This is a genomic window from Blautia sp. AF34-10, assembly GCF_003477865.1.
Classification (GTDB): Bacteria; Bacillota; Clostridia; order Lachnospirales; family Lachnospiraceae; genus Fusicatenibacter; species Fusicatenibacter saccharivorans.
Window position 1 is genome coordinate 40200 of record NZ_QUED01000018.1, and the last position, 13820, is coordinate 54019.

The following is a 13820-nucleotide window of genomic DNA, read 5'->3' on the forward strand; positions in this document are numbered from 1 at the left end:
CTTACCCCCTTTTCCGGCGCAGCATCATGAAAATGACGACCGGCGCACCAAAGATCGATGTGACCGTACTGATGGACAGCTCCAGCGGTGCAAACGCCATACGCGCGATCAGGTCGCACATCATACAGAAGACGGCTCCGCCGAGGAACGTTCCCGGGATTACGACGAGCGGACGCGATGTGCCGAGGCTCTGTTTAACGAGGAACGGGACGGCAATGCCGACAAACGAAATCGGACCGGCAAATGCGGTGACGCATGCGGAGAGAATACTCGAAAGCAGAATCAGCGCGATGCGGAATACTTTGATGTTGACACCCATGCTCTGCGCATACGCCTCACCGAGCTGATATGCACCGATCGGTTTTGCCATCAGGAACGTGATGACAAAGGTGATGCCGATCACAGCCGCAGAGATCGCTACGTTGCTCCAGCTCATGCCGGAGAAGCTTCCCTGTGACCAGCCGTGGAGGTTGACGATATCGGAATCCTCCGCGAAGGTGACAACAAAATCCGTGACCGCCGAGCAGATGTAACCGATCATAATACCGCCGACGAGAAGTCCTGCCATATTTTTGATCCGCCGGGACATCAGCAGAATGAAGCTGACGGAGAGAAGGGATCCTAAGAATGCTGCAACAATCATCGTGTAAGATGTGATATTGCGCGCCCGCTCCAGATAAAAGATCATGGTCAGCGCCACGACCATTTTGGCTCCCGAGGAAATTCCAAGAACAAACGGACCGGCAATCGGGTTTTCAAAGAAAGTCTGTAAAAGGAAGCCCGACAGGGACAGAGCACCGCCCAGGATTGCCGCCATCAGAATACGCGGAAGGCGGATTTTCCAGATAATATTGTACTCTTTCCCCTCTCCGGTCCGCCGCAGCAGAATCCGGAAAATTTCCGGAATCGAAATATTTACGTTTCCGGAATTGATATTCAGCACGGTGATGGCGGCGAACGCCAGAATCAGCACCAGGAACACAGCGGCATACCGCGAACGGCGCCGGAAGTTTCCATATGGAAACTGTTCTCTTTTCCTGTCATATTTTTTTTCTCTGACATACGTTCCTCCATCAGGATAATTTTCTTAAGAATACCATCTGATCCGGATCGCCGCCCGTTACCAGAAGGTTAATGTCGTTGGTAAACTGTGCAATTTTATCGGTTGCCTGATACATCGATTTCTCGGTTGTCCAGACGTTGCCCTCTTTGACTGCTTTGTAATCGGCAAACATGGAATCCTTTGCCAGCAGGTCGTCCAGGGTTTTGACGGTGGAATCGATGCTTGCGTTGTAGATCAGGTAGTCCGCATCTTCGGCCGTATCGTAGAACTGCTCCATCGTGATCGGCACGGATGTTTTTCCGCTGTCGTCCTGGAGATCACGGAAGGCGTTGCGCGCACCGCCAAGCTCGATCATGTTGGAAATATAGTCCTCCGGGTTCCGCACAACGGCAGCTCCGCTCGTATTAATATAGAAGAAAGCGACCGTTTTTTCGGTATTCTGGAAATCCTTCAGATTTTCCACAACACTTGCCTGATTTGCAAAGAAGTTGGCTGCCTCCTCCTCTTTGTCCAGCATGGCACCGTAGAGTTTGATCCATTCGGTTCTGCCAAGAGGCTGGGATTCGTAGCTGGAACGGTCGATGAAGACCGGAATATCGAGCATCTCGATCATCTCCTGTACCTCGGGGAATGGAGGATCATCGTGGATTCAATGGCCAGATCACAGTTCTCACTGACCAGAAGTTCGTAATCCGGCTCACTGTATTTTCCGGCGAAGATCATCGTTCCGGCATTCATCGCGTCAACGGCATCCTGTACGTACCAGTTGTCTGCGGTTTCACCGGAGAGACGAATCGTATCGAGGGAGTCGATGGCATCGAACAGCGCCATCGGAGAGGTTGCTGCCATGTAGATGCGTTCCAGCGGCTGATGGATTACAATTACGTCGGAATCGAGGTCATCCGGCGCCTCTTTTCCGTCCGGGACGAGCAGATACTGCGCGCCGTCTTTGACATCGATCAGTTTATAGCCGTCTGTGCAGTAGTATACGTTAAAGCACTCGGCGTAATTCAGGACCATCTGGCTCTCGATGGTGATTCCGGTGATGTCCGGTGCGTCGCTGACATCGTCTGTCGTTGCGAAACCATCCGCGGATGCGGTATCACTCCCGGAGGTGCTGCTCGCGGCAGTGGCTTCGGAGATGCTTTCACTTTCAGCCGTACTTTCCGAGACGGATGTGCTCTCCGTCTGGCTTTCGGAAACGTCTGCTGCGGATGCTGTGGATGTGCTGCTCTGAGAAACTGCCGAAGTGCCCGACGCGGACGATGTGCTGCTTCCCGTTGATGCGATGCTGCCGCAGGCCGTCAGTGACATCGCTGCTGCAAGAAAAAGTGCGGCCCATTTTTTCAGCTTTCTTTCGTTTTTTCCTGTCATTTGATATTCCTTTCTTAAAGAAAAAGCCGCTGCCATACGGCAGCAGCCCTTTCTCATTTTTTGCTGCAAATTATTGTACTTATTTATTCTCTTCTGCCTTTACCATCTGCTGGAACAGCTCGTTTGCCTGATCCTCGCATCCGAAGATCACGCCGTAGACTTTCAGCCACTCTGCTTTCGCAAGATCGGTCTTCTCGTCTGCGGAACGGTCAACCAGCATCGGAATGGTCAGGGTTGCCAGACGCTCTGCGGTGTCGGACAGACGCTCATTTTCCTCTTTCAGAAGTTCTTCCGTAGTCTTGTCTTCGTCTGCTTTCTCATCCGTTGTCTTATCGTCTTTATCGTCCTTCTGATCCTCAGCTTTGGTATCTGCGGTCTCGTCGGCTGCGTCAGTATCTTCCTCATCTTTTGCATTTCCCGGAAGGAACTCAGACGGAAGAATTGCAAAGTCGATTTCGTCTTTTACCAGAGCTTTGTAGTCCAGATCATCGAATGCTCCGTCGAAGGAGATTTTTTTGTCTTCCATTGCTTTTGCAATGTTTTCGATCTGGCAGTCTTTCTGCTCCATGCCGACTGCTTTGATGCTCTCTGCTGCGTCTAACTGCTCGTCGAGAAGTTTCAGGGCATCCTCAGATGCTACGTATGCTTTCTCAACCGGAAGCTGGATCACGATCATATCTTTGTCCAGTCCTGCCGGAATCTCAACATCTTTCGGAACGATCAGATATTTGACAACATTGCCTTCGTACAGCTCTTTTGTCTTTTCGGTCAGATCTTTCGCTTTCTCAGTGCCGGTCTTTTTGGAATCGGATGCTGCTGCCGCTTCTTCCTCGTCGGTTGCTGCCGCGGTATTGGTATCTTCTGCTTTCTTGTCGTCCTCGGTCTGTTTCTCCGGATCACGCTCGGTATCTTTTGTCATATCGATCTCCAGCAGGGTGATGCCTTCGTCGTAATGATACATCTTGAAGTACTCTGCGTAAGCAAGTTTTGTCTCTGCTTTGTATTCCAGTCCCATGATCTCCGGAGCGGTGGTATCCAGCTTGGAGTTATCGGTGCTGATCGTGGAGATTGTTCCGTCTGCTTTTACAAATCCTGTGCTGGAAGAAGTGCTGCCGCCCTTCTTTGCTGCTGCCAGGGAGATGAAGATGTTGTAGGAAATCTCATGGGCAACGGACATTCTGGTGGTCATACCGATGATGGTATTGTTCTTGTTCAGCTCAACCGGAATGGTGAAGATGCTGCTTCCGCCGCTGACATTTGCCATGTATTTATTTCCGTTTGCTTTTACATATCCGTAGTACGGACTGCTGAATGCGATCGTTGCATAAGCCTGTCCGTTCGTTACAGTAATCTTGCTGCAGGAGATGGTTACCTTTCCGGATCCGCCGGAGAAGGAGAATCCGTCTGGTGTGTAAACGCCGTCTGCCAATGTGGTTGCACTGTCTACTTTGGATGTGCCGCCGCTTAAGTCAGACTCATATTTGGATTCCTGCTCCGGTTTGGTATCGGCCGGTTTCTGGGTCGGTGCCGGAGCCGGGGTGCTGGTCGGTTTTACAACCGGTGTCTCAGATGGAGATACGGTTGGGGTCTTGGTCGGAACGATGGTTGGTTTCGGATCGTTGGAATCATCCGACGGCAGATCTCCGGTCTTTTTCAGGCTGGAGGATGCGATCGTGATGGTTCTGTCAAACCATTTGCCGCTCTTTACTGCGTGAGCTGCCACTGCCAGGCCCTGATCCAGTGCTTCTACCGGAATTTCAAACTGCAGTCCTGTTTTGGTCTCGCCGTTTAAGGTGTACTCACCTTCTCCTTTGGATGCAATCCATGCACTCTCATCTGCTGCTGCATCTGCTGCTGTTCCCAGATACAGGTAATTGTAACCTACTCCGCTTAAGGTGATAAGTGCTGTCATTTTTCCATCTTTTGCAGTCAGTTTTACTTTGACTACTTTAAACATTGCTGCACCAGTCTCAGCAGTTGCTTCGTAGATACCGTCTGCAATTTTGTTTGTCTCATCTGCCGGAAGATCTGAGGTCTTTTTCAGACTTGCTGATGCGATGGTGATGGTTCTTGCATACCATTTGTCCCGTTTTTCAGAATGGGATGCAACGGTAAGCGGCTGATCAAGTGCTGCTACCGGGATTTCATACTGCATTCCGGTTTTGGTCTGTCCGTCATCGGTCGTATAATCCGCTGTTCCGATGCCCGCGATCCATGCGCTCTTATCTGCAGCAGCTGCCTCTTCCGGAGTTCCCATATACAGGTAGTCATAAGCAACACCGCTTAAGGTGATCTTAGCTTTCATATCACCGTCTTTTACGGTCAGCTCCACAGCCACTACTTTGAACATCTGAGCACCCGTCTCGGCGGTTCCGCTGTAAATGCCATTTGGAACTTTAGATGGCTCCGGGGTCGGCGTTGCGGTTGGTGCCGGGGTCTCAGTCGGTTCCGGGGTTACGGTCGGTTCCGGGGTTGGTGTAACATCTGGTGTTTTCGTTCCCGGAATCACAAAGTAAAGCTGCTGTTTCGTATACCAGGTTCCGTCTTTCTTTCCAAGAACAATCGGAACGGTTGTGCCGGCTTTGTCAGCATCTACTTCAAACGCAAAGGAAAAACCGTCGTTTGCTTCCTGCATTCCCTGAATAACCGGTGCTTTTGCAAGGTCATCATTATTTCCAAAATACAGTTTATCAAACGATGTGTTGTTTGTTTTCAGGGTAAGAACAAGTTTGTCGCCCTTGTTGATCATGGTTGCCTCAGAGATGAGGAACATTTTGAATGCTTGACCGTTGTCCTTTACAACAGGTGCTTCTACGCTGACTGGTGTCTCGGAAGAATCATCGCCTGGTGTTTCACTCGGGGCCGGGGGCTCGGTCGGTTCCGGGGTTACGGTCGGGATTGCAGCGGTGCTGTGGATCGTAACAGTTTTATCAGCCATGTTTTTTTCTTGGCTGAGCGAACGGCAACATCCATCTGTTTGTCAAGCTCTTCCACCGGAATTTCAAAACGATATCCGGTCTTTTCTGCACCGGTCTTCGTATCCGTATAGGTTTCGCTTCCTGTCGGAGCAATCCAGCTCTTTTCATCTGCTGCCGCAGCTTCTGCTGCTGTTCCCGTATACAGGTAATCATAGCCGGTTCCACTCAGCAGAATGGATGCTTTCAGTTTTCCATCTTTTACGATGAGTCTGGAAGAAATCACACGGAACATGCTTCCGGTTGCTTCTGCAGAAGTCTCATACTCACCATCTGCCGGTTTTGCTGCTTCCGCTGCTTTTGTTTCTTTCTCCTCGGCTGTATTGGATGCCTCATTTTTGGTTGTTTCTTTTACTTCCGTTTTCGGCTGTTCTGCCGCCGGACTGGTATTCTCTTTTACAGCATCTTTGGTTTCTTCTTTTGCCGGTGTTTCTTTTTCAGCATCCTGGGAAGTCTCATCTGCTGCTTCCGGCTCTTTTTCTGTGGTATCGGCAGTCTCTTCACCGTCTTTTGCAGTGTCCTCTGCAGTATCTTCCGAAGCATCCTCATCTGCAGATGGTGTCTCGGTCTCGTCAGATCCTGCCGGTGTCTGATCCTCTGCAGGCGCAGCCGGTGTTTCCGTCGGCTCTTCTGCCGGAGTCTCTGCAGTGCTTTCACTGCTCTCGGTTTCTGCCGGTGTTGTTTCCGGTTCTGCCGTCTCTGCTGTTTCTTCGCTCTGCGGCGCTTCCTCTGCGGCTGCGCTGCTTTCTGTCTGTGCTGCTTTTTCCTGCGTATCTGCTAATACGCTGGCAGTCGGGCTCATGATCATGGACGCCGACAGCAGCAGTGCCAGAAATTTGCTTGAATTTCCTTTCATAACTTCTCCTTTTCTTCGGATCTCCTTCGCGCATCTGCTCCGGATTCCGTCTGACTTTTTCAGGCAGCTGGGCGGTGCCTGCCCCCGTCAATGATGTCTCCCTGCAAGTAATCTTGTTTTTGAGGACACATTTTTTCTGCGAAAAGACAAACAGACATCTGCTTTTTCTGCAAAAGAGTTTCTCCACCGGAGCTCTTTTTCGGACGCATGGCGACAAAAAAGCAGATGTCCGATTTTACTTCGTACATCTTTCCATGAATATATGCTTTCATCGGAAGCGATTCACTAACCTTTCCAGCAGGTTCCTGACTCGCAGATCTTCACGGCAGCCGCGCCTTCTCATGCGTTTCGCACAATGGCATTTCTGCAGCTAACACTCCCTGCTTACAGTGACCGGATCGCTCAGGATTTCCACCTGATTCTCTTTTACCTTCGCGGATTCTTTTTCAAATCCGTTCTGCACTGAAAAGTCCCTTATTTCATTCGTTACTGATTATAGCAAAGCCGTTTTGGAAAGTCAAATGAAAGGCCACGGAAAAAGCGCATAAAATCAGCATTTTTTACATACTTTATGATAACTGTCCGCACCGGAGCCTATTCTATGAAACCAGCTTCTCTGCACCGCCGCATCCTGTTCCCTCTGCTTCTGTGCGGCGGACTTCTTTTCGCCCTGCTGTTCTGGTATTTTTCCCCGTTCTTTTCCCCTGGTGAGAACCGCCGGTTTTCCGCGTATGTGGAGGAACGGTTCCACTCCGAGGTAACCTCTTCTGCCATCACGCTCCACTATACCCTCGCCGATCCGGCTTCCCGCGGAATTGCCCCCGGCACTGCCTCGTTCGGCACGGTTTCCATCCCTGACCGCACCTCGTATGATGCCCTGCTGCAGAGTGTGGAAACAACGCTCACATCCTTTCATCGAAACCGCCTCTCCGCAGAAAATCAGATCACGCTCGATCTTCTGCTCTACGAGCTGGACTGCGAGAAAATGCCGGGCAGCACCAGCCTTCTTGCGGAACCGCTCGGTCCGTCGCTCGGGATTCAGGCACAGCTTCCCATTCTGCTCGCAGAGTACCCGTTCCGCACACAGCAGGATATCGCCGACTACCTCCATCTTCTGCAGGATTTCCCGCGCTATTTCTCCGACCTCATCGCACTCGAACAGGAAAAATCCCGGCAGGGCGTGTTTCAGAATGACCTTGCGGTCGATGGCATTATCCACCAGTGCAGTGCTTTTCTCGCCGACGCGGATACACCGGAAAGCCATCTGCTCCACACCGTTTTTCAGAATAAACTGCAGGCGTCTTCACTGTTTTCTGAGGCGGAAAGGAATCTCTGTCTGCAGACGCATGAAAAACTCCTTACCTCCTGTGTTTTTCCCGCCTACCGCTCTCTTTCCGATGCGCTTTCTTCACTCCGCGGCAAAGGAACACAGAACGCCGGTGGTCTTTCCCGGCAGGAAGGCGGACTTTCCTACTATGCGTATCTGCTCCGCAGCCGCGTCGGTGTTGATGCTTCACCGGAGGAGCTGACCCGCCTTTTAACACAGCAGCTTGCGGACCAGTGTGCCGAAATGCAGATCATTCTCGATCAGAATCCGTCGCTCTCCCTCTCCGAGCAGGCGCTCGTGCTGCCGTTCTCCACGCCGGAGGAAATGCTTGCCGATCTGCAGAATGCCGTTTCTGAAGATTTTCCCGTTCTTTCGGGTATCGCATACGAAGTAAAGACCGTGGATGACTCTCTCAAGGATTTTTTAAGCCCCGCCTTTTATCTCACACCGCCCGCCGATGTCAATTCACCCAACTCCATTTACCTGAATCCCGCGGATGAGATGACCGGCATCGAGCTGTATTCCACACTTGCCCACGAGGGCTTTCCCGGCCATCTGTACCAGACCGTCTCGTTCTCGCGCTCCGACCCGCTTCTGATCCGCCGTCTCTACGCGCCGTCGGGTTATGTGGAAGGATGGGCAACTTACGTTGAATCATATGCCTGCCGCTACGCCGCACGTAATCTCGATGCAAACACGCAGGCGCTCTGCCGTCTCTGGTATCTGAACCGCTCGGTGCATCTTACCCTCTGCTCGCTGCTGGATCTCGGAATCCACAGCCAGGGATGGCTCCTCTCGGATGCGTCAGCCTTTCTGGCGCAGTTCGGAATCACGGATGCGTCGGCCGCTGCCTCTTTATATCAGTATATTCTCGAGACACCTGCGAACTATCTGAAATACTGTGTCGGATCGCTCTCGTTTTCACAGCTCCTCTCGGAAGTGCAGGAACAGGAAGGTGACTCATTCTCATTGATCGGTTTCCATGAAAAACTGCTCCGTCTCGGGCCTCTGCCGTTTCCGCTCGTAGAAAAATATCTGTAAACGGTTCGCCCTGCTGAAAAAAAGATCTCACAAACTTTCTTCTATAAATAATAGAAAGTTCTGTGAGATCTTTTTCATTTTCAAAATTCTTTAACCTAAATTGTAAAGAGATGGATCTGTCGGCCGCTGCGGATCAATAACAGAGGCAGAATCAAACAGATCGCTTGTTCTGTCCTCGCCGCCTCCGTAGAGGTTCTGGTACAGGCGGTATCCATCCAGGTTTCTTCGTCCCATACGCAGGTAATTGTCTCTTACCTGAACGAAATACTGGGAGGAATCTACGTTGCAGTAGATGTTGAAGCCCTGACTCTTTAAGTAAGCAAACTTCTCATTGTCCATCGTGTAATCGTGCCAGTCGGAAAGATCCTGTCCATGTGCAAAGATGATGATATCGCTTCCGCCGATGAGCGGTGCAACATACGTCAGCCATTTCTCGGTATCCGCCTGGATCGTCTCGATCGGTTTGTCGCCGACACGGATATGGCCCCAGGTATGGCTTGCGAATGTCCAGCCGTCTGCTTTGATCGCATCGGCTACTTTTTTCGCCTCCTCGCACTCTTTATCCCAGTCGAAATCCGGGTGTGCATCAAGCCATGCTACCTGATCATCCGTCAGATCTTCTCTCGTCTTGTAATCACCGTCGGTGCGGTATCCGAGGATTCCATCGTAGCCGGTCAGTGCTACGGTTCCGCGCGCATTGTGGTATACGGCATCCGGATGCGCTTCGATAAACTGATCCATCAGCGGGATGCAGTCGTAAGCACCGGTCACAACAGTTCCGTCATCCTGAATATATTCGCAGGTCGGTTTTCCGTCGTCGCCGACTACCATCTTGCTGGCAATGCCGCGTCCGTCGTAAGAGTGGTAATAGGAAAGGTCATCCAGAGAAAGAACGAATGCTTTCTTGCCCTCCGGCAGGTAAATGTCCCCTTCCTCGTAATGAACGGTTCCGTCATCATCTACGGTCTTTTTCACGAGATCGTTGATCGAAACCATGACATATCCTCTGTCGTACATCTGCTGGGTGATCGCGTTGAACTCATCCACGGTGGTCATCCACTGGCAGAAGCCTGCGGTCTGTGCGTTGTCCTGATAGAACGCTTTCTGCGGATCGACTACAAGAGAATGATAGAAAATGTGGGTTACTTCGTTGACGTTGACGCGCACACAGGCATCTCTCGTGCTGGTGTACTCTGCTACTTTTGTGATGATATCCGCGTCGGTCGCTGCGCCCTCTACGCTCTGGAGCTTTTCAATGGCTCCATCGTAATCGTATGTCTGCGCAAGTGCATCGGCTTCCGCCATAATCTGTGCTTTCGTTGTCGGCGCTTCAGCACTTCCCGTGCTGTCCGACGATACGGAACCGTCCACCTCTGCTGTTTTCTGATCCTCTTTTTCCTGTGCTTTCTGCTGGATTTTTTCTGTTCCTCCGGCCAAAGCCATATTCCAATGCCGAAGATGACAAGCAGAACACATAGAATTCCTGTTTTGATCATCAGCGCACGCTTCCGCTTTCTTCTTCGGAGCTCCTTTTTACTGATGTTTTTTTTCTCACTCATTTTTCCTTCCTCCCAAAACAGCTTTTGCTTTTCTGGCAAATATTACAGTTTTACCGGACTGACAGAAATTCAGCCCGGACTCTGCTCTTTCTATTTTAGCTCAAAATACCGGTTCTGTCGAGTAGGTTTCCGGCAGGTTAAGAGAAATGTAAGAAAACCGGTAACGCTCTTTCTTTTATGCGCGCTGGCCGTGTGCCTCATACATGAGAACGGCGGATGCAATCGCTGCGTTTAACGACTCCACTTTTCCTTCCATCGGAATACGGATCAGGCACTCGGCGGCCTCTGCCATTGCATCAGTCAGGCCGTTTCCCTCATTTCCGATCAGGAATGCCGTTCCTTTTGTGTAATCCTCCTCGCGGTAGGAATGCACGCCGTGCAGATGTGCCGCGTACGTACAGATCTTCCGCGCTTTTAAGCCTTTTACAAATCCGACCGCATCGTCGACGATCAGAAACGGCATACGGTAAATCGAGCCCATCGTCGAGCGAATCGTTTTCGGATTGAAGATATCCGCGGTACCGCGGCTCATGATGATGCCGGTGACTCCTGCGCCCTCTGCGGTGCGGATGATTGTTCCGACATTTCCAGGGTCCTGCAGATCCTCAAGTACCATCAGAAGCGGTGTCTTTCCGTTGTCCATCACCTCCTCTTCGGTGTAATGCGGCATGCGGATCACACTAAAACACCCTGCGGCGTCTTCGTGTCGCACATGGACTGGAACACGCGGTCGTCCACTACTTCGTATTCTGTCCCGTCGGACGGCATTTCATGCATTTTGCTGCCGCTCTCAGACACATATACTTTTTTCAGCCATTCCCGCGGCGCTTCCTGGAACATTTTCCAGCCCTCCGCCACGAAAACGTCCTGCTCCCGGCGTTCTTTTGCTTTTTTGTTCAGCGCAATAATGTTTTTTACCTGTGCATTGCTGCTGCTTGTAATCATGAATGGTCCCCTCATTTCCTGTTTTTCATCAATTTGGCAAGTTCTTTGTTTTCGCCGATCAGAATCAGCACTTCCTCTGCGCGGAGCAGCGTCTTCGGATTGACCGTGACACGGATGTCTTCCCCGTCCTTGACGGCGATTACGTTGATACTGTATTTCTTCCGCAGATCCAGCTCCTCGAGGTTATGCCCCGTCCACGCTTCCGGCACGGGAAGCTCTACCATGGAGAACGAATCCGACAGCATGAAGAAGTCCTGGAAGCCGCCGGAAATCAGGCTTTTTCCGAGGCGGATGCCCGTCTCACTTTCCGCCATCACGACGCGGTCCGCGCCGACTTTTTTCAAAATATTGGCATGCATCTGGCTCATGCCCTTTGCGATGACGAGCGGCACGCCCGCCTCTTTTGCCTGCAGGGTGGCGAGGATGCTCGACTCCATATTTTCAGCGATGCCGACGATCACGACATCCATGTTGCTGATGCCAAGCGATGCAAAAACACGGCTGTCGGTGATGTCCGCGCGCGCCGCATATGTGACGAGATCGGCGATCTCCTGTACCAGCTCCGGGTCTTTATCGACCGCGAGCACTTCTTTTCCTGCCTGCGCCAGCGTCGTCGCCACGGCGAAGCCGAATTTTCCAAGTCCGATGACTGCGTATTGTTTACTCATGTTTTTTCTCCTCTTTTATCCAATCAGCACCCGCTGTTCCGGGCGCTGGATATCCACATCTTTTCTTCCGCTTCTCCGCCGCAGTGCAATAGCCAGCGTAACCGGTCCAAGACGTCCCATGAACATGACCAGAATTACGATGATTTTTCCCGCCGCCGGAAGGGTCGGCGTAAGCGACCGCGTCAGTCCACAGTTGCCACAGCAGAAACGATCTCATACAGGCAGTCCAGCAGAGGACTTCCGGTGACAGAGATCAGAAGCACCGTCGCGGTGAATGCCATCGTCAGTGCGAAGAAGAAAATAACGACCGCGGTGCGGATGTTTTCTTCCATGACCTTCCGTCCCCAGACCACGGTGTCGGAATCGCCGCGGATGTAGGATGCGACGACCACGAGCAGAATCGCAACAGTCGTCGTCTTGACACCGCCCGCCGTTCCCATCGGAGAGCCGCCGATGAACATGAGGATCATACTTACCATCGCGGAGCCGTCCGAGAAGTTTGCCTGCGGGATCGTCTCAAAGCCGGCGGTTCGCGTCGTCACGGACTGGAAGAAGGCCGCCATAGCCTTCTGCGCCGGTTTTAAGCTGCCAAGCGAGGATGCGTTGTTCCAGTCCAGCGCGAGGATCAGAAGCGCCCCGCCGAACAGAAGAATGACGGTTGTCGTCAGAACCAGTTTGGTGTGGAGCGTGAAGCCGCGCACGAAGTTTTTCCGGGTCCGTTTTCCTTTTACAAGATCCTGCACGCGCTCCAGCACTTCCCACCAGACCGGAAAGCCAAGGCCGCTTAAGAAAATCAGCCCATCGTCGTAAAGTTGATAAGAGGGTTCGTCACAAACGGGGCGAACGAGGATTCCCCGACGAGGTCAATTCCGGCGTTGCAGAAGGCGGATACGGAGTGGAACAGGCTGTAGCCGATTCCCTTCCAGAAACCGTATTCCGGCACAAACCAGAAGCTGTAGAAAAAGGCTCCCGCCAGCTCCACCGCCGCCGTGCCGATCAGCAGCTTCCGCACAATACCGACGCTGCCCTTTAAAACCGGCAGATTGTAAGTGTCCTGGATCAGTTTACGGCTCTGCAGACTGATTTTCCGGCGCAGGATCAGAAACACCATCGTCAGGCACGCCATGATGCCAAGACCTCCGAACTGAATCAACCCGAGTATCACAATTTTTCCAAAGGTACTCCATGTCGTCGCCGTCGGAACGGTGACAAGGCCCGTCACGCAGACAGATGTCGTTGCGGTAAACAGGGCGTCGAGCCAGTAAACGCTTTTTCCGTCCGCCGCAGAAACCGGCAGGCAAAGAAGAATTGTCCCCAGCAGAATCACCGCAGCAAACCCCAGCATCATAATCCGCTCCGCCGGTGTGTGCCATTTATTTTTGCTTTCTTTTTCGGCCATCGCTCCTCCTATTCTGCCGCTTCATTTTCTGCTTCACTGCTGTAGTAGAGCTTTCCGGTCTCACTGTCCGTCACGGTAATATCCGCAAAATATTCCCCGCAGGAACCCTCACACTGGTAATAGACGTCAAACGAAACCGTCATGTCATCTTCTCCTTCCAGGTATTCCGCGTGAACCTGATTTTTCGCGGTCCGCGTCGTTCTGCTCCACACTTCATCATCCGCAAGAAGCTCCTTTTTGATCTTCACAGGAAATTCACTGGATGCAATTTCGTGCTGATTGGACTCGTTTTTGATCCGGTAATAGAGATTCATGTACAGCCCGTCATCTTCCTCATGGAAAAGCCAGCCGTAGATATCATCCTCCGCAACAATCGTCGGCTGGATCAGCTCAGCGTTTGTTTTAGTCGTGAATGCATTCATCTCATGCGTAAACTCATTCTGCATCCGGCGATGCTTCATCAGCCAGCTGCCTTCCTTCACACCGGCCGCAGCCACGGCAAGAACGACAGCGCCGATGCAAAGGCCAATGATTTTCTTTTTTGTCATTATTTAATTTCCCCTTTTCTTTTTGAAATACAAAAATAAGATACCCCTAAGAACATACTTATGAG

At 51.7% G+C, this 13820-nt stretch carries 12 protein-coding genes, 1 pseudogene and 1 riboswitch; of the genes and pseudogenes, 1 reads left to right on the plus strand and 12 read right to left on the minus strand.

Going from position 1 to position 13820, the window contains the following annotated elements; translation table 11 throughout:
• Position 1: 1 nt before the first annotated feature.
• The 6 genes from DWZ60_RS11615 to DWZ60_RS17125 all read right to left on the minus strand — a co-directional run bounded on the left by DWZ60_RS11615 (position 2) and on the right by DWZ60_RS17125 (position 6540).
• The gene (locus tag DWZ60_RS11615; RefSeq protein ID WP_243038310.1) at positions 2–982 is read right to left on the minus strand and encodes a FecCD family ABC transporter permease; all 981 of its coding nucleotides are present in this window, start codon (positions 980–982) and stop codon (positions 2–4) included.
• A 91-nt stretch (positions 983–1073) separates the two neighbouring features.
• Entirely contained in the window at positions 1074–1667 is a 594-nt protein-coding gene (locus tag DWZ60_RS18240) for an ABC transporter substrate-binding protein (RefSeq protein ID WP_243038311.1), read from the minus strand.
• 5 nt (positions 1668–1672) lie between these two features.
• Entirely contained in the window at positions 1673–2437 is a 765-nt protein-coding gene (locus DWZ60_RS18245; RefSeq protein ID WP_243038312.1) for an ABC transporter substrate-binding protein, read from the minus strand.
• A 79-nt stretch (positions 2438–2516) separates the two neighbouring features.
• Positions 2517–5375 carry a hypothetical protein gene (locus tag DWZ60_RS11625; RefSeq protein ID WP_119221661.1) on the minus strand — a complete coding sequence of 953 codons (2859 nt, stop codon included), beginning with the start codon at positions 5373–5375 and terminating at the stop codon, positions 2517–2519.
• Positions 5324–6268: a hypothetical protein gene (locus DWZ60_RS11630; RefSeq protein WP_119221662.1), complete on the minus strand. Its 945-nt coding sequence runs from the start codon at positions 6266–6268 to the stop codon at positions 5324–5326. The genes DWZ60_RS11625 and DWZ60_RS11630 overlap by 52 nt, the downstream gene beginning before the upstream one ends.
• A 59-nt stretch (positions 6269–6327) precedes the next feature.
• Positions 6328–6540 (minus strand): hypothetical protein, encoded by a 213-nt coding sequence (locus tag DWZ60_RS17125; protein ID WP_147397743.1) that lies wholly within the window; start codon positions 6538–6540, stop codon positions 6328–6330.
• 7 nt (positions 6541–6547) lie between these two features.
• Positions 6548–6750: riboswitch (cobalamin riboswitch) on the minus strand.
• 119 nt (positions 6751–6869) lie between these two features.
• Between DWZ60_RS17125 and DWZ60_RS11635 the strand changes: the two genes are divergently transcribed.
• On the plus strand, positions 6870–8636 hold the full coding sequence (locus tag DWZ60_RS11635) for a DUF885 domain-containing protein (RefSeq protein ID WP_158576391.1): 1767 nt from the start codon (positions 6870–6872) through the stop codon (positions 8634–8636).
• A gap of 90 nt (positions 8637–8726) precedes the next feature.
• Here DWZ60_RS11635 and DWZ60_RS11640 read toward each other — a convergent pair whose 3' ends face one another.
• The 6 genes and pseudogenes from DWZ60_RS11640 to DWZ60_RS11665 form a co-directional block, all read right to left on the minus strand.
• A complete protein-coding gene (locus DWZ60_RS11640; RefSeq protein WP_119199201.1) occupies positions 8727–10073 on the minus strand; it encodes a polysaccharide deacetylase in 1347 nt (448 codons plus the stop codon).
• Between the two features lie 297 nt (positions 10074–10370).
• Positions 10371–11140 (minus strand): annotated as a pseudogene (locus DWZ60_RS20845) (TrmH family RNA methyltransferase).
• A gap of 11 nt (positions 11141–11151) precedes the next feature.
• Positions 11152–11808 (minus strand): potassium channel family protein, encoded by a 657-nt coding sequence (locus tag DWZ60_RS11650; protein WP_117805224.1) that lies wholly within the window; start codon positions 11806–11808, stop codon positions 11152–11154.
• A 182-nt stretch (positions 11809–11990) separates the two neighbouring features.
• On the minus strand, positions 11991–12551 hold the full coding sequence (locus DWZ60_RS18690; protein ID WP_279220336.1) for a potassium transporter TrkG: 561 nt from the start codon (positions 12549–12551) through the stop codon (positions 11991–11993).
• Positions 12552–12601: 50 nt separating this feature from the next.
• A complete protein-coding gene (locus DWZ60_RS18695) occupies positions 12602–13207 on the minus strand; it encodes a potassium transporter TrkG (RefSeq protein ID WP_119198442.1) in 606 nt (201 codons plus the stop codon).
• 8 nt (positions 13208–13215) lie between these two features.
• The gene (locus tag DWZ60_RS11665; protein WP_055267721.1) at positions 13216–13755 is read right to left on the minus strand and encodes a hypothetical protein; all 540 of its coding nucleotides are present in this window, start codon (positions 13753–13755) and stop codon (positions 13216–13218) included.
• Positions 13756–13820: the final 65 nt, after the last annotated feature.

What these genes read in the sequence shown, in the direction of transcription:
- DWZ60_RS11650 (WP_117805224.1), bottom strand. Translation starts at nt 11,808, where the DNA reads ATGAGTAAACAATACGCAGTCATCGGACTTGGAAAATTCGGCTTCGCC.
- DWZ60_RS11630 (WP_119221662.1), bottom strand. Translation starts at nt 6,268, where the DNA reads ATGAAAGGAAATTCAAGCAAATTTCTGGCACTGCTGCTGTCGGCGTCC.
- DWZ60_RS18245 (WP_243038312.1), bottom strand. Translation starts at nt 2,437, where the DNA reads ATGACAGGAAAAAACGAAAGAAAGCTGAAAAAATGGGCCGCACTTTTT.
- DWZ60_RS11635 (WP_158576391.1), top strand. Translation starts at nt 6,870, where the DNA reads ATGAAACCAGCTTCTCTGCACCGCCGCATCCTGTTCCCTCTGCTTCTG.
- DWZ60_RS18695 (WP_119198442.1), bottom strand. Translation starts at nt 13,207, where the DNA reads ATGGCCGAAAAAGAAAGCAAAAATAAATGGCACACACCGGCGGAGCGG.
- DWZ60_RS18240 (WP_243038311.1), bottom strand. Translation starts at nt 1,667, where the DNA reads ATGCTCGATATTCCGGTCTTCATCGACCGTTCCAGCTACGAATCCCAG.
- DWZ60_RS17125 (WP_147397743.1), bottom strand. Translation starts at nt 6,540, where the DNA reads ATGAAAGCATATATTCATGGAAAGATGTACGAAGTAAAATCGGACATC.
- DWZ60_RS11665 (WP_055267721.1), bottom strand. Translation starts at nt 13,755, where the DNA reads ATGACAAAAAAGAAAATCATTGGCCTTTGCATCGGCGCTGTCGTTCTT.
- DWZ60_RS11625 (WP_119221661.1), bottom strand. Translation starts at nt 5,375, where the DNA reads ATGGCTGATAAAACTGTTACGATCCACAGCACCGCTGCAATCCCGACC.